The organism is Streptomyces soli (genome assembly GCF_003999195.1).
GTDB lineage: Bacteria > Actinomycetota > Actinomycetes > Streptomycetales > Streptomycetaceae > Actinacidiphila > Actinacidiphila soli.
Genome location: NZ_RJVR01000179.1, coordinates 36,530 through 56,231 on the forward strand (window position 1 = coordinate 36,530; position 19,702 = coordinate 56,231).

The 19,702-nt window shown below is 71.8% G+C and carries 18 protein-coding genes and 2 pseudogenes; 12 read left to right on the top strand and 8 right to left on the bottom strand.

What is annotated here, in order from left to right:
- Positions 1 to 388 precede the first annotated feature (388 nt).
- Positions 389 to 1,855: a dihydrolipoyl dehydrogenase family protein gene (locus tag EFK10_RS15790; RefSeq protein WP_240677243.1), complete on the bottom strand. Its 1,467-nt coding sequence runs from the start codon at positions 1,853 to 1,855 to the stop codon at positions 389 to 391.
- Between the two features lie 63 nt (positions 1,856 to 1,918).
- On the opposite strand from EFK10_RS15790, the gene EFK10_RS48690 reads away from it, so the two are divergent.
- Together EFK10_RS48690 and EFK10_RS15800 are read left to right on the top strand one after the other, a co-directional pair.
- Positions 1,919 to 2,203 (top strand): helix-turn-helix domain-containing protein, encoded by a 285-nt coding sequence (locus EFK10_RS48690; RefSeq protein WP_206305467.1) that lies wholly within the window; start codon positions 1,919 to 1,921, stop codon positions 2,201 to 2,203.
- Complete coding sequence (locus EFK10_RS15800; protein ID WP_127356328.1) at positions 2,182 to 3,705, top strand: sensor histidine kinase; 1,524 nt, start codon at positions 2,182 to 2,184, stop codon at positions 3,703 to 3,705. The genes EFK10_RS48690 and EFK10_RS15800 overlap by 22 nt, the downstream gene beginning before the upstream one ends.
- 271 nt (positions 3,706 to 3,976) lie before the next feature.
- On the opposite strand, the gene EFK10_RS15805 is transcribed toward EFK10_RS15800, so the two are convergent.
- The gene (locus tag EFK10_RS15805; protein ID WP_240677244.1) at positions 3,977 to 6,547 is read right to left on the bottom strand and encodes a SpoIIE family protein phosphatase; all 2,571 of its coding nucleotides are present in this window, start codon (positions 6,545 to 6,547) and stop codon (positions 3,977 to 3,979) included.
- A 244-nt stretch (positions 6,548 to 6,791) separates the two neighbouring features.
- Between EFK10_RS15805 and EFK10_RS15810 the strand changes: the two genes are divergently transcribed.
- Positions 6,792 to 7,217 carry an OsmC family protein gene (locus tag EFK10_RS15810; protein WP_127356329.1) on the top strand — a complete coding sequence of 142 codons (426 nt, stop codon included), beginning with the start codon at positions 6,792 to 6,794 and terminating at the stop codon, positions 7,215 to 7,217.
- 124 nt (positions 7,218 to 7,341) lie between these two features.
- A complete protein-coding gene (locus EFK10_RS15815; protein WP_127356330.1) occupies positions 7,342 to 7,941 on the top strand; it encodes a TetR/AcrR family transcriptional regulator in 600 nt (199 codons plus the stop codon).
- 3 nt (positions 7,942 to 7,944) lie between these two features.
- On the opposite strand, the gene EFK10_RS15820 is transcribed toward EFK10_RS15815, so the two are convergent.
- Complete coding sequence (locus EFK10_RS15820; RefSeq protein WP_127356331.1) at positions 7,945 to 8,247, bottom strand: GNAT family N-acetyltransferase; 303 nt, start codon at positions 8,245 to 8,247, stop codon at positions 7,945 to 7,947.
- The gene (locus EFK10_RS15825) at positions 8,244 to 8,510 is read right to left on the bottom strand and encodes a DUF2630 family protein (RefSeq protein WP_127356332.1); all 267 of its coding nucleotides are present in this window, start codon (positions 8,508 to 8,510) and stop codon (positions 8,244 to 8,246) included. The genes EFK10_RS15820 and EFK10_RS15825 overlap by 4 nt, the downstream gene beginning before the upstream one ends.
- A gap of 177 nt (positions 8,511 to 8,687) precedes the next feature.
- Here EFK10_RS15825 and EFK10_RS15830 point away from each other — a divergent pair, with 177 nt between their 5' ends.
- Positions 8,688 to 10,199 (top strand): MFS transporter, encoded by a 1,512-nt coding sequence (locus tag EFK10_RS15830; protein WP_127356333.1) that lies wholly within the window; start codon positions 8,688 to 8,690, stop codon positions 10,197 to 10,199.
- Between the two features lie 224 nt (positions 10,200 to 10,423).
- Positions 10,424 to 11,620 (top strand): MarP family serine protease, encoded by a 1,197-nt coding sequence (locus tag EFK10_RS15835; protein WP_127356334.1) that lies wholly within the window; start codon positions 10,424 to 10,426, stop codon positions 11,618 to 11,620.
- 14 nt (positions 11,621 to 11,634) lie between these two features.
- On the opposite strand, the gene EFK10_RS15840 is transcribed toward EFK10_RS15835, so the two are convergent.
- Positions 11,635 to 12,258, bottom strand: coding sequence for an HAD family acid phosphatase (locus EFK10_RS15840; RefSeq protein WP_127356335.1), 624 nt, complete (start codon positions 12,256 to 12,258; stop codon positions 11,635 to 11,637).
- A 224-nt stretch (positions 12,259 to 12,482) separates the two neighbouring features.
- Here EFK10_RS15840 and EFK10_RS47435 point away from each other — a divergent pair, with 224 nt between their 5' ends.
- A complete protein-coding gene (locus EFK10_RS47435; protein WP_164836018.1) occupies positions 12,483 to 13,094 on the top strand; it encodes a hypothetical protein in 612 nt (203 codons plus the stop codon).
- A gap of 429 nt (positions 13,095 to 13,523) precedes the next feature.
- Here the strand turns inward: EFK10_RS47435 and EFK10_RS50255 are convergent.
- Positions 13,524 to 13,676: pseudogene (locus tag EFK10_RS50255) on the bottom strand (methyltransferase domain-containing protein); the annotation flags it as partial.
- A gap of 48 nt (positions 13,677 to 13,724) precedes the next feature.
- Here EFK10_RS50255 and EFK10_RS48695 point away from each other — a divergent pair.
- A pseudogene (locus EFK10_RS48695) lies at positions 13,725 to 14,048 on the top strand (aldo/keto reductase); the annotation flags it as partial.
- Here EFK10_RS48695 and EFK10_RS15860 read toward each other — a convergent pair.
- Positions 14,038 to 14,850 (bottom strand): SAM-dependent methyltransferase, encoded by an 813-nt coding sequence (locus tag EFK10_RS15860; RefSeq protein ID WP_127356339.1) that lies wholly within the window; start codon positions 14,848 to 14,850, stop codon positions 14,038 to 14,040. The pseudogene EFK10_RS48695 and the gene EFK10_RS15860 overlap by 11 nt on opposite strands.
- A gap of 172 nt (positions 14,851 to 15,022) precedes the next feature.
- Entirely contained in the window at positions 15,023 to 15,736 is a 714-nt protein-coding gene (locus tag EFK10_RS15865; RefSeq protein WP_322973342.1) for a MerR family transcriptional regulator, read from the bottom strand.
- A 112-nt stretch (positions 15,737 to 15,848) separates the two neighbouring features.
- Here EFK10_RS15865 and EFK10_RS15870 point away from each other — a divergent pair, with 112 nt between their 5' ends.
- The 4 genes from EFK10_RS15870 to EFK10_RS15885 all read left to right on the top strand — a co-directional run bounded on the left by EFK10_RS15870 (position 15,849) and on the right by EFK10_RS15885 (position 19,613).
- Entirely contained in the window at positions 15,849 to 17,378 is a 1,530-nt protein-coding gene (locus EFK10_RS15870; protein ID WP_127356340.1) for a flavin-containing monooxygenase, read from the top strand.
- Positions 17,375 to 18,328 (top strand): alpha/beta fold hydrolase, encoded by a 954-nt coding sequence (locus EFK10_RS15875; RefSeq protein ID WP_127356341.1) that lies wholly within the window; start codon positions 17,375 to 17,377, stop codon positions 18,326 to 18,328. Before EFK10_RS15870 ends, EFK10_RS15875 begins: the two co-directional genes overlap by 4 nt.
- Positions 18,325 to 19,212, top strand: a complete 888-nt coding sequence (locus tag EFK10_RS15880) for an SDR family oxidoreductase (RefSeq protein WP_127356342.1) — start codon at positions 18,325 to 18,327, stop codon at positions 19,210 to 19,212. The genes EFK10_RS15875 and EFK10_RS15880 overlap by 4 nt, the downstream gene beginning before the upstream one ends.
- A 176-nt stretch (positions 19,213 to 19,388) precedes the next feature.
- Positions 19,389 to 19,613 (top strand): hypothetical protein, encoded by a 225-nt coding sequence (locus tag EFK10_RS15885; protein WP_127356343.1) that lies wholly within the window; start codon positions 19,389 to 19,391, stop codon positions 19,611 to 19,613.
- The last annotated feature ends 89 nt before the right edge of the window (positions 19,614 to 19,702 follow it).

A 19,702-nucleotide genomic window follows, 5' to 3' on the forward strand; every position in this document is an offset into this window, starting at 1 on the left:
AGTGGGGAGCGAAGCGAGATGGGGGCACCTCCCAGACGGAGTCTGGGGGTGGGGGCACCTCCCAGCGTCTAGGCCACGCGTTGGGTCGGCGCCTTCACCACCAGGGGCGCCGGCCCGCACCGTGGACACGGTCGGTACCTGGGTCCGCCCGACCCGGGTACCAGCCGGTCGTCATCCAGCTCGATGACCTCTCCCCAGCCACGGCACACCGGGCATCCGTGTTCTTCGTGACACGTACATGCTCGGCACATGACGGCACCTCCGCTTCTCGGGAGGTGCGGCTGGACAACGTGGGGGGAAGGATACCCGGCCGCGTGAACTCCCTGTGCGTTACCTTTCCCCTGGTTTCGGGCGGGGTGGGGGAGAGCCCCCTGCCGGCATGGCGGGGTCAGCCGCGGTAGGTCTCCAGGAGGCGGAGCCAGATCTCGCTGATGGTGGGGTACGCGGGGACGGCGTGCCAGAGGCGGGGGATGGGGACTTGGCCGGTGATGGCGATGGTGGCGGCGTGGAGGAGCTCGCCGACGGCGGGGCCGACGAGGGTGAGTCCGAGAAGGACGTCGCGGTCGGGGTCGATGATGGCGCGGGCGTGGCCGCGGTAGTTGTCGGCGTACAGGGACGCGCCGGCGACCCTGCCGAGGTCGTAGTCGACGACGCGTACGGCCTGCCCGGCACGGGCAGCCGCGTCGGCGGTGAGGCCGACCGACGCGGCTTCGGGCTGGGTGAAGACGACCTGGGGGACGGCGGCGATGTCGGCGGTGGCGGAGTGGGCGCCCCAGGGGGCGGTGTCGAGGGGAGCGCCGGAGGCACGGGCGGCGATGACGGCACCGGCGATGCGGCCCTGGTATTTGCCCTGGTGGGTGAGGAGGGCGCGGTGGTTGGTGTCTCCGGCGCAGTAGAGCCAGCCGCCGGGGACGCCGGTGACGGCGCAGGTGTCGTCGACGTCGAGCCAGGAGCCGGGCCGCAGGCCCACCGTCTCCAGGCCCAGATCATCCGTGCTGGGGGCGCGCCCGGTGGCGAAGAGGATCTCGTCGGCGGTGAGTTGGGAGCCGTCCGACAGGTCGGCCGTCACCGGGTCGAACTCCGAGGCCCGGCTCACGCCGGTGACGGAGACGCCGGTACGGACATCGACGCCGGCCTCCCGCAGGCCCCCGGCCACCAACTCGCCGGCGAAGGGCTCCCAGCGGGGGAGCAGTCCGTCGCCCCGCACCAGGAGGGTGACCTCGGAGCCGAGTGCGCGCCAGGCGGTGGCCATCTCGACGCCGACGACACCACCGCCGACGACCACGAGCCGGCCCGGCACTTCGGGGGAGCTGGTGGCGTCGCGGCTGGTCCAGGGGTGGGCGGTGTCGAGGCCCGGCAGGTCGGGCAGCAAGGCGCGGGTGCCGGTGCAGACCGCGACCGCGTGCCGGGCGGTGAGCACCCGGCAGCCGCCCTCGGGGGTCTCCACGGCGACGCGGCGGGGACCGTCGAGCCGGCCCCGGCCTCGTACGAGGTCGACGCCGACGGATTCCAGCCACTTCACCTGGCCGGCGTCCTTCCAGTGCGAGGCGAACTCGTCGCGCCGGGCGAGCACCGCCGCCGCGTCGAGACGGCGGTCGGCGACCGACTCCCGTGAGCCGGCCACCGAGGCCGCCTCCGCCAGGGCCGCGGCGGGCCGCAGCAGTGCCTTGCTGGGCATACACGCCCAGTACGAGCACTCGCCGCCGACCAGCTCGCTCTCCACGAGGGCCGTGGTCAGTCCGGCGGCCCGGGTCCGGTCGGCGAGGTTCTCGCCGGTCGGGCCGCCGCCGATCACGATGACGTCGTAGACGTCATAGACGTCGTGGGTGTCCATAGCGGTTTCCGATTGCTCCATACCCTCAGCAAACACACAGCGGGCCCGAAGCGCACGCCCAAACTCCTCATCCAGGATGGCGAAATGCCCGCACTTGCTGAGTCCGTACGCGTTCTCGTCATCAATGACGAGAACGGAATCACGGAGCTGCTGCCTCCGGCCGCCTCCGAGGCCGGCCGGCAGCCGTTCAGCGCGCTGCCGCGGCGTATCGGCGCGGCAGCCCCGGTGCGGTATCCGATGAGCAACCCGCGCCAGGTGCTGAGCAAGGCGCAGATCCTGGGCACGGTGTGGAGCGACACCTTCGTTCCGATGATCCACACGGTGCGCGGGGTCGGCTGCGCCGTCAAATGCCCCGAGGAGCGGACGTGAGACTGCGCATCTCGTCCCTACGGGTCCGGCTGCTCGTCCTGATCAGCGCGACCCTCGTCGTGGTGTGCGCGGCGATGGCCCTGACCACGATCCTGGCCGGGCGCCGCTTGGTGATGGACGGCCTCGACTCGCGGGTCGGGAACGCCGCCGCGCGCAGTCAGGGCGGTATGCAGAACCGCTCCGTTGCCGACGACGACACGGATCTGGGCTTCCTCGACAAGCGCGGCCAGGCCGTCGGCACCCTCGCCGCCCGCTACCGCTCCAACGGCACGATCAGCGCGGCCGAGGTCGTCACGGAAACCGGCCTGCAGACGCTGACCGCCGCGCAGACCGCCGCACTGGCAGCCGTCCCGGCCGACGGCGCCGTCCGCACCCGTACGATCCCGGGCCTGGGCGCCTACCGCGTGGTCCGCCTCGCCGACACCAGCGTGCCCGTCCTCACGGGGCTGCCGCTCGCCGCCGAGCATGACTTCATCGACAAGCTCGTCGCCGCCGAGGCGGTCGCCGCGGCGGCGGCCCTCGTGGTCGCCGGGTGCGCCTGTGCCGTGGTCATCCGGCGCCAACTGCGGCCGCTGGGCCGGGTCGCCGCCACCGCCGTCGAGGTCTCCCGCTCCCCGCTGGGCCGCGGCGAGGTCGCCGCTCTCACCCGGGTGCCGGAGCCCGATACTGACCCGGGCAGCGAGGCCGGCCAGGTCGGGGCCGCCCTCAACCGCATGATCGAGCACGTCGAGGCGTCGCTGGCCGTACGGCAGCAGAGCGAGGCCCGCATGCGGCGCTTCCTCGCCGACGCCAGCCACGAACTGCGCACGCCGCTCGCCTCCATCGCCGGCTATGCCGAGCTCGCCAACCGCGGCGGCTCGGCCATCGACCTCGCGCGCGCCTGGCAGCGGGTCGCCTCGGAGGCCTCGCGTATGACGGGGCTGGTCGAGGACCTGCTGCTGCTTGCACGGCTCGACGAGGGGCGTCCGCTGGAGTCCGGCGAGGTCGACCTGACGTCGCTCGTCGCCGAGGCCGTCTGGGACGCCCGCGCGGCGGAGGGCGACGGGCACCGCTGGCACGTGCGGTTGCCCTCCGGGCCTGCCGTCGTCATGGGCGACGAGGCGAGGATCCGTCAGGCCGTCGCCAATCTGCTGGCCAACGCCCGTACGCACACGCCGCCCGGCACCGCGATCGTGGCCGAGGTCGCGGAAGTCGGTGCCGAGTGTGTGGTGCGGGTCGAGGACGACGGGCCCGGCATTCCGGCGGAGCTGCTTCCCGCGGTCTTCGAGCGGTTCAGCAGGGGCGACGCGTCTCGCTCGCGCGGCGTTGGCCTGGGCGCGGGGTCCGGGGCCGGGTCGGGGCTCGGGCTCGCGATCGCCGCCGCGATCGTCGAGGCCCACGGCGGCATCATCGCGGCGGAGAGCGTGCCGGGGCGGACCGTCTTCACGGTACGGATCCCTGCGGGTGCCTCGGCCCCACTGGGCCCGGGGGCGCCCGTCGCGGAAGCCCGCGCGCTCAGCTGACGCCGGGCGGCCCGGGTCTTCCCCCACCCCGCCCCTTCCCGAAACCGGACTCTCCCCCAGCCTGGCGGCTGGGGGAGAGTCCGGCGCAGCGGCTCGAAGCCCGAGAGGCACCCGGGGCCGAGCGGCGCGAGAGGCGCAGAAAAGAAAGGGGCCCGGCCACCCGCCGGCAGGCGCCAACGCGGCCCCAGCCACCCACCCAGCAGGAGCGCGGCGGCGCCCCGGCCCCCCCGGGGCCGAGCGGCGCGATTGGCCGGGGGCACGGGTCTGCCTGTCACGCCGTGCAGCCCGGAATGGGCTGTTCCGTCCAGATGACTTTGCCGCGGGCGGTGTGGCGGGTGCCCCAGCGGGCGCTGAGTTGGGCGACGAGGAAGATGCCGCGGCCGCCTTCGTCGGTGGTGGCGGCGCGGCGGAGGCGGGGGGAGGTGCCGCTGCCGTCGGAGACTTCGAAGACGAGGGCGCGGTCGCGTAGGAGGCGGGCCTGGACGGGGCCGTCGGCGTGCCGGATTGCGTTGGTGATGAGTTCGCTGGCGATGAGCTCGGTGGTGAAGGCCAGGTCTTCCAGGCCCCAGTCGGTGAGCCGGCGGATGATGGCGGCGCGCAGGTCGGAGACGGCGGCGGGGTCGTCGGGGACGTCCCAGCAGGCGACGCGGCGGGCGTCGAGCGTACGGGTGCGGGCGACGAGCAGGGCGACGTCGTCGGAGGCGACGGAGGGCGAGGGGAGCAGGGCTTTCTCGACGGCGGCGCAGAGCTCGTCGGCCGTACGGGCCGTACGCGGCGAGGTCCGGCCGGCGCCGCTGAGCACGTGCTGGAGGACGCGCATGCCGGTGTCGGGGTCGCGGCCGTCGGCGCCGCCGATGAGGCCGTCGGTGAACAGGACGAGGTCGCTGCCCTCCGGAAGCTCGAACTCGGCGGTTTCGAAGGACAGTCCGCCCGCCCCGAGCGGTGGCCCGGCGGGCAGGTCGGGGATCTCGACGCGGCCGTCGGGCAGGACCAGGGCCGGCGATGGATGCCCCGCGCGGGCCATGGTGCAGCGGCGCGAGACGGGATCGTATACCGCGTACAAACAGGTGGCGCCGACGAGGCTGCCGACGCCCCCCGGGCCGCCGTCGAGACGGTCGGCGAGGTCGTCGAGCTGGCCGAGGAGCTCGTCGGGCGGCAGGTCGAGCGCGGAGAAGTTGTGGACGGCGGTACGCAGCCGGCCCATCGCGGCGGCGGCGTGCAGACCGTGCCCCGCCACGTCGCCGACGACGAGGGCGACGCGGGCGCCGGACAGCGGGATGACGTCGAACCAGTCGCCGCCGACCTGACCTCGGGCGGGCTGATAGCGGTACGCGGCCTCGACGGCGTGCTGCTCGGGCAGGGCCTGTGGGAGCAGGCTGCGCTGCAGCTCCAGGGCGAGGTGGTGTTCGCGGGTGAAGAGCCGGGCGTTGTCGATGGCGACGGCGGTCCGGGCGCCCAGCTCCTGGGCCAGCGCGAGGTCGTCCTCCTCGAAGGGCCCGAACTCCCCGGCGCTGACGTTCCGTTCGAAGCTCGCGACCCCGAGCAGTGTCTCGCGGGCCCGCAGCGGTACGGCGATCAGCCGGTCTCCGTCGGCCAGGACGGGGGCGCCCAGGGCGAGGGCGCGGGCCTGCGGGGCGGCCGGGTGGAAGCGGACGGTACCCCCGGCGGACGTCGGTGGCGCCGCGTGCATCAGGCCTATGCCCGCCACGCCGGGCTGCTCACCGCGCAGCACCGGCTCGAAGAGGTCCACCGTCGCCCGGTCGGCGAAGCGCGGCACGGCGGCCTCGGCCAGCTCCTCGGCGGTGCGGGTCACGTCGAGCGTGGTGCCGATCAGCGCCCCGACATCGCAGAGCAGCTCCAGCCGGCGCCGAGCGGCCACCGCGAGCTTGCTGACCCCGGGCTCGCCGACGAGCAGCTGCCCGGCGTCGTCGCTGCTGGAGCCGCCCGCGTCCCCTTCCCCGGGCGTGGCCGAGCCGATCGCGATGCTGTGCGGTCCGGCCTCGTACGGCAGGCTCACCTCGACGACGGCGCCGGACTCGCCGTACGCGGTGGCGACCGGGCGGCAGAGCAGCATCGCCGTACGCCCGTAGGACAGCGGCACTTCGAGCGCGGCGCGGCGGCCGTCGGAGATCAGCCCGGCGGCGGCGTCGGTGAGCAGGATCTCGTCGCGCCCGGTGACGACGGCCGGGACGCCGAGCCGCTGGAGGGTGCCGTCGCCGTCGAGGAGGAGGGCCGGGGTGCGGAAGCGGCGGTCCGCGCGCAGGAAGGCGTGCAGCAGGGCGCGTTCGCGGTCGGAGCACTGGTCGAGGAGGGACTGTTCGATGGCGAGGGCGGCCTCGTGGGCCAGGCCGGTCATCAGGGGATGGGCGTCGGCGGCCTCGCTGGTGAGGTCCAGGACGCCCTGGATGCGGCCGCTGACCGGGTGGCGTACGGGGATGCCCACGCAGGTGAGGTGGCTCAGCAGGTCGCAGAAGTGCTCGCGACCGACGACCCGGACCGGCCGCCGCTCCTCCAGGGCGGTGCCCATGCCGTTGGTGCCCGCGTCGCGCTCGTGGTAGCTGAAGCCAGGGGCGAATCCGACCTTCTCCAGGGCGTGGAGGAAGGACGACTGTGCGGCCCGGCGGTCCAGGATGACGCCCGCGTCGTCGGTGAGCGCGACATTGACCCGGGTGCCGGACAGTGCCGCCTCCAACCGGTCGAGGGGCGGTCGGGCGGCGCGGGCGAAGTCGCCGGTGAGGTCGAGCTCGTCGGTGTACGGGAGCTCCAGCCGGTCAGGGGTGAGGCCACGGGCGAGACATCGCTGCCACGAAGCGCGGATGGGCGTCCGCACAGCCTCCACCACCTGGCTCACATCCTTGTGTTGACGCGTTTGTGACGCTGTCTGGAGCCTCGAAAGTAGGCGGGGCGACGGCCGTCTGTGGCGATCCGCGTCAACGGCCACCCGTGTGAGTGACACAGGTTTGACGCCTGCGGTAATCGCGCCGGGTGGCAACGGGCGCGTAACGATCGCGAACCGGGGCCCACTGAGCGAGACTGGACCCTTGGCGCCAGGACGCAGGACCGCACACACGAGGAGTCAATCCATCATGGCTACCAAGCGCATTGCGCACACCGCCTGGGAAGGCAGTCTGCTCGAAGGCAAGGGCGTCGTCACCCTGGACTCGTCCGGAGTCGGGGAGTACCCGGTGACGTGGGCCTCCCGCTCGCAGGAGGCCAACGGCAAGACCAGCCCCGAGGAGCTGATCGCGGCCGCGCACTCGAGCTGCTTCTCCATGGCCCTGTCGCACGGCCTCGCCCAGGCCGGCACCCCGCCGACCAGCCTCCGCACCGAGGCCGAGGTCACCTTCCAGCCCGGCGAGGGCATCACCGGCATCCACCTGACCGTACAGGGCCAGGTGCCGGGTCTGGACGAGGCCGACTTCGTCAAGGCCGCCGAGGATGCCAAGGCGAACTGCCCGGTCAGCCAGGCGCTTACGGGTACGACGATCACGCTGACGGCCGGTCTCGGCTAAGCCTTCGGCGCGACCGCCACCTGTCGGGACATGCGACTGCCGTCTGTCGGGACACTTGGGTTCCGGCAGGCGGCGGTCTATTCTCTTAGGTGTACGCAATCGTTTCGATGACGAAGGGGTGAGCATGACCACCCAAGCCCCGGCCACCGCGCGCCGCACCCGCCTGACCCCGGAGCGGGAGCAGGAGCTCTACACCGCCGTCATCGATCTGCTCCGCGAGGTCGGCTACGAAGCCCTGACCATGGACGCCGTCGCGGCCCGTACGCACTCCAGCAAGGCCACCCTCTACCGTCAGTGGAAGGGCAAGCCGGAGCTGGTCGCCACCGCGCTGCGCGCCTGCAAGCCGGTGCATGCCGAGGACATCGACACCGGTTCCATCGTCACGGACCTGCACGAGCTGGCCCGGGGCGCCGCCGACCACGGCGATGGTGACACCGCCGTGATGCGCGCACTGGCGCACGCCTCGGCGCAGAACCCCGATCTCCACCAGGCGCTGCGCGACGCCCTGGTCGATCCGGAGACCGCCGCCTTCCGCCGCATGATGGCCCGGGCGGTCGAGCGCGGCGAGGTCGCGGCCGACCGGAAGGCGATGGACTTCATCTTCTACGTGATGATCGGCGCGTTCCTAGGGCGGCCGCTGCTCGACGACAAACCGGTCGACCCCGACTTCCTGCACGCGTACATAGACGCCATCGTCCTCCCCGCCCTCGGGGTCGGTCGCTGACCGTCAGTCGCTGACCGTGCTGCGCGGCTGGTACTCCAGGTCCTGGTAGTCCGGGTGGTGGGCGATCCAGCCCGCGATGAAGGGACACGCCGCCAGCACCCGCTGCCCCCGCGACCGGGCCTCGTCCAGCGCGGTGCGCGCGATCGCCGAGCCGATCCCCTGGCCCTCGTACTCCGGCTCGACCTCGGTGTGCAGGAAGGCGATCACCTCAGGCGTACGGATGTACGTGGCGACGCCGGCCAACTTGCCGTCGACGCGCGCCTCGTAGCGCTTCGCGTCGGGCGCGTCGGTCACTTCCGGCTTCATGACTGATAGCCCTCCACCGTGTCGGACGGCCGCACCCGCGCCTCCCCGGGGTCCTCGCCGACCTCCGCCTTGGCGCGGCGCTGCCGCAACAGGTCCCAGCACTGGTCGAGTTCGCGCTCCAGGGCAGCGAGCCGCTGCTGCTCGGTCTCGCCGTCGATCTCGCCGGCGGCGAGCAGGTCTCGCAGGGTTTTCTCGTCGGCGACCATCGCGCTGATCCGGGCCAGGATCGCGTGCTCGGGGCTGCCGCTCTGCTGCTGTCCCACGGGGTACCTCCCTCGGTCCTCCTCAACTCTAGGGAGGCGGGCCGGGCGGCGCGATCGAAACGCTTGCGTTTCGTTCAGGACTGGCCTAGGCTTACCCACGTACGAAACGGTTTCGTATCGCAGAAATCGTTTCAGCCTCCCATCCCAGCTCTCAGCTCACGACTGGAGTACGTCCCCATGTCCCAGACAGCCTCCGCAGAGGCCACAGCGGCTACCGGGCAGGCCGGCTCACCTGCCTCCGAGACCGGCTCCCGCCATCGCTGGTGGATCCTCGCGATCATCGGCCTCGCCCAGCTGATGGTCGTGCTCGACGCCACCATCGTGAACATCGCCCTGCCGTCCGCCCAGGCCGACCTCGGCTTCTCCGACGGCAACCGCACCTGGATCGTCACCGCCTACTCGCTCGCCTTCGGCAGCCTCCTGCTGCTCGGCGGCCGGATCGCCGACCTCTTCGGCCGCAAGCCCGCCTTCCTGGTGGGCGTGAGCGGTTTCGCGATCGCCTCGGCCGTGGCCGGCGCCGCCACCAACTTCGAGATGCTGGTCGCGGGCCGCGCCCTCCAGGGCCTGTTCGGCGCCCTGCTCGCGCCCGCCGCGCTCTCGCTGCTGACCACGACGTTCACCGACGCCAAGGAACGCGCCAAGGCCTTCGGTATCTTCGGCGCCATCGCCGGCTCCGGCGCGGCCATCGGCCTGCTGCTCGGTGGCGTCCTCACCGAGTACCTGAACTGGCGCTGGACCCTCTACGTCAACCTCTTCCTGGCCGTCTTCGCCATCATCGGCGGCACGCTGCTGCTCAAGCGCACGCCTCGCGACCCGAGTGCCAAGCTCGACCTGCCCGGTACGGTCCTGGTCACCACCGGCCTCTTCAGCATCGTGTACGGATTCTCCAACGCCGAGTCCCACGACTGGAGCTCCCCGCTGTCCTGGGGCTTCCTCGCCGCCGGTGCGGTGCTCCTGACCGTCTTCACCTGGTGGCAGACCAAGGCCTCGCACCCGCTGCTGCCGCTGCGCGTGCTCCTCGACCGGAACCGTGGCGCGTCCTTCGCGGCCATGCTGATCGCCAGCGCCGGGATGTTCGGTGTGTTCCTGTTCCTCACCTACTACCTGCAGCTCAGCCTCGGCTTCTCCGCGATCCAGACGGGCCTTGCCTTCCTCCCGATGGTCGGTGCGCTCATGGTCAGCGCGACCGCTTCCACGAACTTCCTGCTCACGAGGATCAGCCCCAAGATCGTTGTTTCGCTGGGCATGCTCCTCGGGGCGGTCGGCCTGGTCTGGATCACGGGCCTCGATCTGAGCAGCACCTACGCCGCGAACGTCCTGCCCCCGCTGCTCGTCATCGGCTTCGGTATCGGCCTGATCATGGCTCCCGCGATGAGCCTGGCCACGGCCGGTGTGGCGCCCGACGACGCCGGAGTCGCCTCCGCCTCCGTCAACACCATGCAGCAGATCGGCGGCTCCATCGGTACCGCCCTGCTCAACACCCTTGCCGCCAGCGCCGCGACGAACTACCGCGTCGGCAAGGACCCGACCAACAAGCTCGTCCAGGCCAACGCGGCCCTGGAGAGCTACTCCACCGCCTACTGGTGGTCGGCAGGCTTCTTCGCCGCCGGCGCCCTGATTACGGTGCTGCTGTACCGGCGCGGCGTCCCGCAGACGGACCCGGACGCGGCACCCGCAGTCCACATGTGAGCGGCATGTGGTAGCCCGCACCGACCCGTGGGGACGGGGTACGGAGCGGACATGAGGCCCGGTGGCCGATTCCGATCATGGAATCGGCCACCGGGCCTCGACGCTTTCGTGTCGCGCGCCGGCGTCGCCGGTGTAGCCGTGTCGAGTGCCGTGCATCACAAAAGGGAACCGATTGTCGGTTAATGTGCGTTTTCCGTGGCGGGCGTACCGGAAAGGGTCCTCCGTTGAACCTGCTCGACCTGCTGCTCCTCCTCGCGGTGCTGGCCTACGCCATCACCGGGTACCGCCGCGGCCTCGTCGCCGGCTTCGTATGCCTCGCCGGCTTCCTCGGCGGCGCGGTGGTCGGCGTATGGCTCCTGCCGTACGTCCTGGAGCATGTGAAGTCCGGTACCTCGCAGGCCACCTTCGTCGCCCTGCTCACCGTCCTCCTCCCGGCCGCCGCCGGGCACGCCGTCGCCGCCGGGCTCGCCTGGAAACTGCGCGCAGGGCTGAACTGGGGCCCGGCCCGCTGGGTGGACGGGATCGGTGGCGCCGCCGCCAATGTCGTCGCCGTGCTGCTGGTCTCCTGGGTCGTGGCGACCGTGCTGGTCTCCTCCGCCTCGGTGACCCTCAACCAGGCCATCCGGGGCTCGGCGGTCCTCGGTGCCGTCCAGGACGCGATGCCCTCGCAGGCCCCGACCTGGTTCAGCCGTGCTACGGGAGCCCTCGCGGCGGCGGGCTTCCCGCAGGTCTTCAACCCCTTCGAGTCCGAGCCCGTCAACGGCGTCCCCCAGCCCTCCGGCGACAACGTCACGGCCGCCGCCACGGTCTCCGCCAAGGACAGCACCGTCAAGATCGAGGGCATCGCCGACGTCGAGGGCCGCCACCAGGGCCAGGAGGGCAGCGGCTTCGTCTACGCCGACGAGCACGTCATGACCAACGCCCACGTCGTGGCGGGAGTGGACGCGCCCACCGTCCAGACCGGCGGCACCGGCCGCACGTACACCGCCAAGGTCGTCCTGTTCGACCCCAAGAAGGACGTCGCCGTCCTCGACGTCCCGGGCCTCCACGCCCCCACCCTGAACTTCGCCGGCACCGCCTCACGCGGCGACGGCGCCGTGGTCGCCGGCTACCCCGAGAACGGCGGTCTCGACCTCCGCGCCGCCACCGTCGCCGGCCGCATCCGTGCCAACGGCCAGGACATCTACGGCGACGGCACCGTCACCCGCGACATCTACCAGATCCGCTCCACCGTCCGCCCGGGCAACTCCGGCGGGCCCCTGCTCACGAAGAGCGGCAGGATCTACGGCGTCGTCTTCGCCCGCTCCACCACCGACGCCACCACCGGCTACGTCCTCACGGCGGACGAGGTCACGACCGACGCCGCCCGGGCGGTCACGTCCACCCAGGCGGTGGACACGGGCAACCGGGCAGCGCTCTAGCTCCGGGACTGTGCCTAGTCGAGCAGCCCGTCGTAGTCGGGCAGCTTGTACGTCTGCTCGGCGTGGCCGCCGGTCAGGTCGGTGGTGTTGTTGCCGACGTTCGCGATGATCGTGTAGCCCTTGGCCTCGATCTTCGCCCGCTGCGCCGTCTTGAAGGCGCTCACCTCGCCGAAGAGGTCGATCAGCGACCTGCCGTACAGCCCGTCGACCGGATAGCCCACCTCGTCGAGGTTGTATTCGGTCGCCAGCTCGATGAAGTCCGGCCGGGCGGTGACGAAGAAGACGCTCACCCCGTGCGCGTGCGCGTACTGCGCGAGCTTCAGCACGCCCGGCGTCGCCGGGGTCGGATAGCCGCCCTTGAAGTACGTGGCGAGCGAGGTGTTGTCGATGTCCAGCACGATGGCGAGCTTCTCGTTGCTGAACGCGCTCGCGGTGCGCTGCGCGATGTAGGACTGCGCGGTGTCGGTGATCGCGCTGACGTCCTGCACCCAGGTGTCGTACGTGGCCGTGCTGGCCGCACTGCTCGCCGAACTGCTGTCCGCCACGGCGGGTGTCGCCGGGAGGGCGACTCCGGCGGTGCCGATCGCGGCGACGACCGCTGCGGCCGCGACGCCTCGTCTCCAACGTGATGTGTCCATGCAGACACTTTCGCCCTGCGGGAGGAGCGCTGACCGAACATCAGTTAACTGGTCGGCAACTTTCCTGTGGCCTCACCCATTTGAACGGCGACCGATCGCGATCGGCATAAAGCCGACATAACGTCACATGTGACGGGCACTCGGCCCGATAACTGGAGGTTCCTCACATGTGTTCCCGCCACCGCTCGCGTCCCGTCCGCTCGGCTTCCGTCGCTCTCATAGCCATGGCCGCCCTCGGCCTCGCCGCTTCGCCCGCCGTCTCCGCCGTCTCCTTCGTCTCGGCCGTCTCCGCCGTCTCGCCCTCCGGCAACAACATCACCTCCTTCAGATACGCCGTCAGCCCCGGCACCGTCAAGGCCGGCGGGCTCGTCAAACTCAGCTCCTCCGGATGCGACGTCCCCTCCGTGACCGCCTCCTCCGGTGTCTTCAACACCGTCGAGCTCGTCTCGGGCCACCCCAAGCTCGTCCGTGTGGCCTCCGCCGCCAGGGCCGGCGCCCAGTACACCGTCAACTTCACCTGCCACGGCCAGTCCGGCCACACCTCCCTCACCATCGCGGGCGGCACCTCCGCCGCCGCCCCCGTCTCGCCTTCCCCCTACGGCTCTTCTTCCGCCTACACCTCCCCCTCCCCCTTCTCCTCCCCTTCCCCCTACGACTCGCCCTCCCTGATTCCCGGTACCACCCCCCCGCCCACCGGCGCCATCCCGGGCGGCCTCGGCGGCTCCGCCGGCGGCTTCAACACATCCGAAGCCCTCATCGGCGGCGCCTTCCTCGCCACCGCGGCCGGCGTCGGTCTCGTCCTCGTACGCCGTCGCCGCAGCGGCGACCACTCCTGAGGCGTACCGCCCCCGCCCACCTCCCGGCTTCACCCCGGGAGGTGGGCGACGACCGTGAAGAGGCTGAAGGAGGCGAGGAAGGGGCCGCTGGACAGGGAAGCGAACCACGCCCGGCCGAGGCGGTCGTCCATGTCGCCGGCCGATGGCCTTGCGGGTGTTGCGGCCCAGGCCGAGGATCCGGTCGGCGAGGTGCGTGTCGCGGAAGACCGGGGTCGTCGCCTCGACAGCCCGGACCGCGAACCCGGACTGCTCGGCCAGGCGCGCCAGTCGGCGGCCGATGGTGGCATTCCGTACGGCCCTGGTCGTCGTGTAGCGGGTGAAGGCCCGGCTGGTGTCGAGGTCCTCGGCGTCGATGACCAGGGGGTCCCAGTCGGGTTCGGCCAAGCCGATCACAGCGCTGGGACGGGCCACGCGCCGCAGTTCGCCGAGCACGCGTCCGGGGTCGGCCACATGCATCAGAACCCGGTCGACGCGCGCCCGGTCGACGGTGCCGTCCTCCACCGGCAGCGCATGGGCGTCGCCTTCGCGGAGCTCGGCCTGAGGGTGCTCGGCGGCCAGGCGGTGCCGGGCCTCGGCGAGCATCGAGGGGTCCTGGTCGACCCCGACGACCGTTCCGGCGGTCCCGACTCGGATGACCCGGGGCTCGCGCTGGTCACGTACACGCCGCTGCTGAGCGGCGCGTACGTACGCGCCGACAAGCCGCTCGGCCCCGACTTCGACCACGCGGGCACGCCCCTGCGCCTGGCGGCCCTGCGGGAGGTGGCCAAGGAGACCGGGGCGACGGCCAACCAGGTGGTGCTGGCCTGGCTGATCGGCGGCGAAGTCCCCGTCATTCCACTGGTCGGCGCCTCCTCGGTGGCCCAGCTCGACGAGAGCCTGGCCGCGGTGGACCTGGAGCTGACGGCAGAGCAGCGTACGAAGCTGGACGAGGCAGCCGCGGGCGTCAGGGCTTGACGGATAGCCCGGCGGCGATGAGGCGTTCCCAGACGGTGAGTTCGTGGGGAGCGTCGGTGGGACGCCATTCGGCGGCGGGGACGAGGCCGGGGGGCAGGAGGGTGAGGTCGCCGAAGAGGGCGGTGATCTGCTCGTCGGTGCGCCAGCGGCCACGGCCGAGGGAGGACTGGAGGACCTCCTGCATGTGGGCGCTGCGGGGATCGTTCTCGCTGCGGAAGTGGCTGATGAAGACGTAACTCCCGGAGGGGATGCGGTCGTACCAGTAGCGGACGAGTGCGGCCGGGTCCTCGTCGTCGTTGAGGTGGTGGAGGATCGCGCTGAGGATGATGGCGACCGGCTGCTCGAAGTCGATGAGCGCGCGGGTGTCCGGGCTCTCGTAGATCGCCTCGGGGTCGCGGAGGTCGGCCTGGAAGACCGTGGTGTTCTCGTTCTCCGCCAGCAGCGCGCGGCCGTGGGCCAGGACGACGGGGTCGTTGTCGACGTAGACGACCCGGGACTCCGGCGCGTGGCGTTGGGCGACCTGGTGGACGTTGTCCGAGGTCGGGAGCCCGCTGCCCATGTCGATGAACTGCCGGACGGGCGTGCCGGCGACGATCTCGCGCACCGCGCGGACCAGGACGCCCCGGTTGTCGTGGGCGATGGCCTGCGACCCGGGAAGGTCCTTGATGAAGTGGTCCGCGAGCGCCCGGTCCACCTCGTAGTTGTCCTTGCCGCCGAGCAGATAGTCGTACGTGCGGGCGATGCTGGGCTTGGTCGGATCCACGCCGGGGATGTCGGTGGTGCTCACGCCTTCGGCTGCCATCTCGGTTGTCCCTCCGGAACAGCGGTGCGTACGTAACGGGGATCACTCTATGCGAGGGAGCCCGTAAAGACCGCTGTGGTCAGGCAAGTTGGCGCAGGGCGTCCGGCCTTTGAGGACCTGGGGGCGGAGCCCCCAGTGGGGTCCAGGGGCGCAGCCCAGGGGCGGGGTGCGGTCAGCCGTCGGCGGCGGCTTTGGCGAGCTCTTCGCGCATGCGGCGGTCCATGGCCAGCGCCAGCTCCGCTTCGACGATGTCCTTGACGAGGGGCCGGAGGCGGGCGATGGCGTCGGCAAGATCCGCGCCGGGGAGGACGTGGACGCGGGCGAGGTCGACGAAGAGGTCGGCGAGGGAGTCGAGGCGGCCGCGCATCTCGCGGCCGGCGGCGAGGACGTCGGCGAGGGGGATGCCCTCCTTGACGAGGGCGGAGGAGGCCTCCAGGAGGCGGCGGCTGACGTGGACGACGTCGTCGCCGTCGACCGCGATGTAGCCGATGCCGAGGGCGGTCGCGAGGTTGTCCGCGGTGGCCTGGTCCGCGTAGTAGTCGGCGAGCGCTTCCGGGGTGAGCCGGACCCGGCTCTCCTCCGACCAGGGGGTGACGGCGTCCAGGCCGAGGACCTCGGCGACGTTGCGGCCTCTCTCGGCGGCGGCCATCAGCTCGGCGATGCCGCCGAGGGTGTGGCCGCGGTCGAGGAGGCCGGTGATGGTGCGGAGCCGGGCGAGGTGGTGGTCGTCGTACCAGGCGATGCGGCCCTCGCGGCGGGGCGGCGGGAGCAGCTTGCGCTCGCGGTAGAAGCGCACGGTTCGCACGGGTACGCCGGCCGCCTGGGCCAGCTCTTCCATGCGGTATTCGCGGGCCGCGGGCTGTTCGGTTACGTCGTCCTTCGCCACAGTCGAAGCCTACGTGTTCGACTTTCGCGCGAGCTCTACCGCTGGTAACCGGGTTGGCTTACGCTCCAATCGTGCCAGTGATTACTGGCGGAGTCGTCATGGGAGCGGCGGGATGGACGAGCGCAGCGAACACGTGCGGGTGGCGGTGATCGGGTCGGGGTTCGGCGGACTGGGTGCGGCGGTGCGGCTGCGCCGCGAAGGCGTGACGGACTTCGTCGTACTGGAGCGGGCGGACGCGGTCGGCGGCACATGGCGGGACAACAGCTACCCGGGGTGCGCGTGCGATGTGCCGTCGCACCTCTACTCCTTCTCCTTCGCGCCGAACGCTCAGTGGCCGCGCGCCTTCTCCGGCCAGCAGCACATCCGCGACTACCTGGAGCGGGTCACCGACACCTTCGGGCTTCGGCCGCACATCCGCTTCAACTCCGAGGTCCAGCAGGCCCGCTGGGACGACGAGGCGCGGCTCTGGCGGTTGCGCACGGCGCAGGGCGAGCTGACCGCCGACCTCGTCATCTCCGCCACCGGGCCGCTCTCCGACCCCAAGCTGCCCGACATCCACGGCCTGGACAGCTTCCCCGGCGCCGTCTTCCACTCCTCCCGCTGGGATCACGACTACGACCTCAAGGGCAAGCGCGTGGCCATGGTCGGCACCGGGGCGTCGGCGATCCAGATCGTGCCGTCGATCCAGCCCGACGTGAAGTCGCTGACCGTCGTGCAGCGCACGCCGCCGTGGGTGATGCCCAAGATGGACCGGGGGATCAACAAGGCCGAGCAGTGGCTGCACCACCAGATCCCGGCAACGGCGAAGGCGCGGCGCGGGCTGCTGTGGCTCGTACGGGAGTACCAGGTCGGGGCGTTCGTGAAGCGGCCGAAGCTGATGAAGGCGGCCGAGCAGCTCGCGAAGAGCAATATGCGCCGGTCGATCAAGGACCCGGAGCTGCGGGCCAAGCTGACGCCCGACTACACGATCGGGTGCAAGCGGATCCTGCTGTCCAACGACTACTATCCCGCGCTCGCCCAGCCCAACACCGAGCTGGTCGCCTCCGGCCTGAAGGAGGTGCGCGGCTCGACCATCGTCATGGCCGACGGCACCGAGCGCGAGGTCGACGCGATCGTCTTCGGCACCGGCTTCCATGTCACCGACATGCCGATCGGCGACCGTGTCATCGGCGCCGACGGCCGCTCGCTGGCCGAGCACTGGAAGGACGGGATGGCGGCGCTGCGCGGCTGCACGGTCGACGGCTTCCCCAACCTTCTGCTGATCATCGGTCCGAACTCGGGGCTCGGCAACAGCTCGATGATCCTCATGATCGAGGCCTCGCTGAACTACGTCGCCGAATATCTGCGGGCGCTCGACACCACGGGCGCGTACGCCCTCGACGCGAAGCCGGCCGCCGTACGGTCCTGGAATACCGAGATGCAGCGCCGCATGGCCCGCACGGTGTGGACGACCGGTGGCTGCAAGAGCTGGTACCTGGACTCGAACGGCCGCAACACCACGGCCTGGCCCGGCACGACGGCGGAATTCCGGCGCGCGACGCGGCGGCTGAAACTGGAGGAGTACGAATTGCTGCGCACGGCACCCGCGAGCGCCCCCGCGTCCCCGGCCGCCCCGGCGTCCCCGGCGGAGGTGGCCTCGTGACCGCGACGACCACCGTCTACGACCTTCCGGCAGCGCGCCGTACGGACTTCGTACGGTCGGCGGACGGCACCCGGATCAATGTCGAGGAGTACGGTCCGGAGGGCGCGCCGACCGTCGTGCTCATCCACGGCTGGACCTGCAAGACCTCCTTCTGGGCCCCGGTCATCCATGAACTCGCCGGAGAGTTCCGGGTCGTGGCGTACGACCAGCGCGGCCACGGCCGCAGCGAGACCCCCGGGCGCGGCGGCTACAGCACGGAGGCGCTGGCCGACGACCTCGCGGCGGTGGTCGACACCTTCCTCGGCGAGGACGAACAGGCCGTGCTGGTCGGCCACTCCATGGGCGGCATGACGGTGATGGCGGGCGGCGACCGGCCCGCGATCCAGGACCGTACGGCCGCCGTGCTGCTCGCCAACACCGGCAGCGGGCGGTTGCTCGAGGTGGCGAACGTGTTGCCGCCGAGAGTGCGTTCGGCGCGGGTGCGCCGGGCCTTCCAGCGGTTCCTGCTGCTGTCGGCGCTGCCGCTGGGGCCGCAGACGGCGCTGACCCGGGCGGCCTTCAAGTACGGCGTGATGGCGAAGAGTTCGACCCGGGAGCAGGTCGCCGCGACAGCCCGCATCGTGCACGCCTGCGCCCGCCGCCCCCGGTCGGCCTGGGGACGGGTGCTGTCCGAGCTGAACCTCGACGCCGGCATCGCCGCCCTCCGTGCCCCCACCGCCGTCCTCGTCGGCACCGCCGACAAGCTCACCCCGCCTGCCCACGGCCACGACATGGTCACCCGGCTCGCCAACTGCGTCGGCCTGACCGAGCTGGACGGACGGGGCCACATGACGCCCATCGAGGCCCCGGCCGCGTTCGCCGCCGTCGTACGGACCCTCGTCCGCGACCACCTGACCGCCAAGACGGCCCAGACCGCCGAGACCGCCAAGGCGGAGGAGACGACCGCATGAGCAGATCACTGAACGGCCAGGTCGTCGTCGTCACCGGCGCCGCCCGCGGCGTCGGCGCACTCCTCGCCGGCAAACTCGCCGCGCGGGGGGCCAGGCTCGCGCTGGTGGGCCTGGAGCCGGACGAGCTCAAGGCCGTCGCCGAGGGGATCGGCCCGCAGGCCGCGTACTGGACGGCGGACGTCACCGACCACGATGCCATGGCCTCGGTCGCCGCCGAGGTGGTCGAGCGGTTCGGAGCGGTGGACGTCGTCGTCGCCAACGCGGGCGTCGCCACGGGCGGCCCTTTCCTGGAGAGCGACGCACGGGACTTCGAGCGCGTCGTACAGGTGAATCTGCTCGGCAGCGTCACCACCGCGCGGGCCTTCTTGCCGGCCCTGCTCCAGTCGAAGGGCTACCTGCTGCAGATCGCCTCCCTCGCCGCCATCACCCCCGCGCCGATGATGACCGCGTACTGCGCCAGCAAGGCGGGCGTCGAGAGCTTCGCCCACTGCCTGCGCGCCGAGGTCGGGCACAAGGGCGTCAAGGTCGGCGTCGGCTACCTCAGTTGGACCGACACCGACATGGTCCGCGGCGCCGACCAGGACGACGTCATGCGCGAGGCCCGCGCCCGGCTGCCCTGGCCCGCCAACCGTACGTACCCCCTCGACCCGGCCGTCGATCGCATCGCCGCGGGCGTGCAGCGCCGCTCCGCTCACGTCTACGCCCAACGGTGGCTGCGCGGTATGCAGTCCGTGCGTGGCTACGTGCCCGGGCTCATCGGCGGTGCCCTCGGCCAGCGCGAAATGCGGCGCCTGGAGCCCCGCATAGCCGCCGCGGGCGGCATCCGCCGCGGTCTCGTCGGCCGCGGCGGCGAAGCGGACGAACGGGGCCGGGCCGCGCGCTGACCCTTGCGGGGCCGTGGGCCGGTTGGGGTGGGGAGATCCCCCACCCCGCCCCTTCCCGGTCCACCGGCCGCGCCGGGCAACGCTGCCTGACCTGGGCGAAGTCGCACAAAGTGCACATTCCACCACGCCGTGTAAGTCTGGTCGGGGCCCATCCCACACATCCCAGAGGAGTGATCATGGGCAAGAACGACCCGATGAAGGGCAGTGCCAACGACTACGCCAAGAAGGCGAAGCAGCGGTCCGGCAAGCCGGACCCGCTCCAGGAGATCGACGACGAGTCGCTGGCGGAGGAGATGCCGCAGCGCCCCGGACGCGAGTCGCAGGAGCAGACGCGTGACCGGAGCCGCGGCCAGCAGGAGATGCTGGACGACGTGCAGGCCGACGACCGCTGGGACACCTGAGCCCTGACGCGGCACAGACGCGAATGACTAAGGGGCGCGCCCGCCAAGGGCGCGCCCCTTCCCGCGTATTCAGATTCGTTCAGATTCGT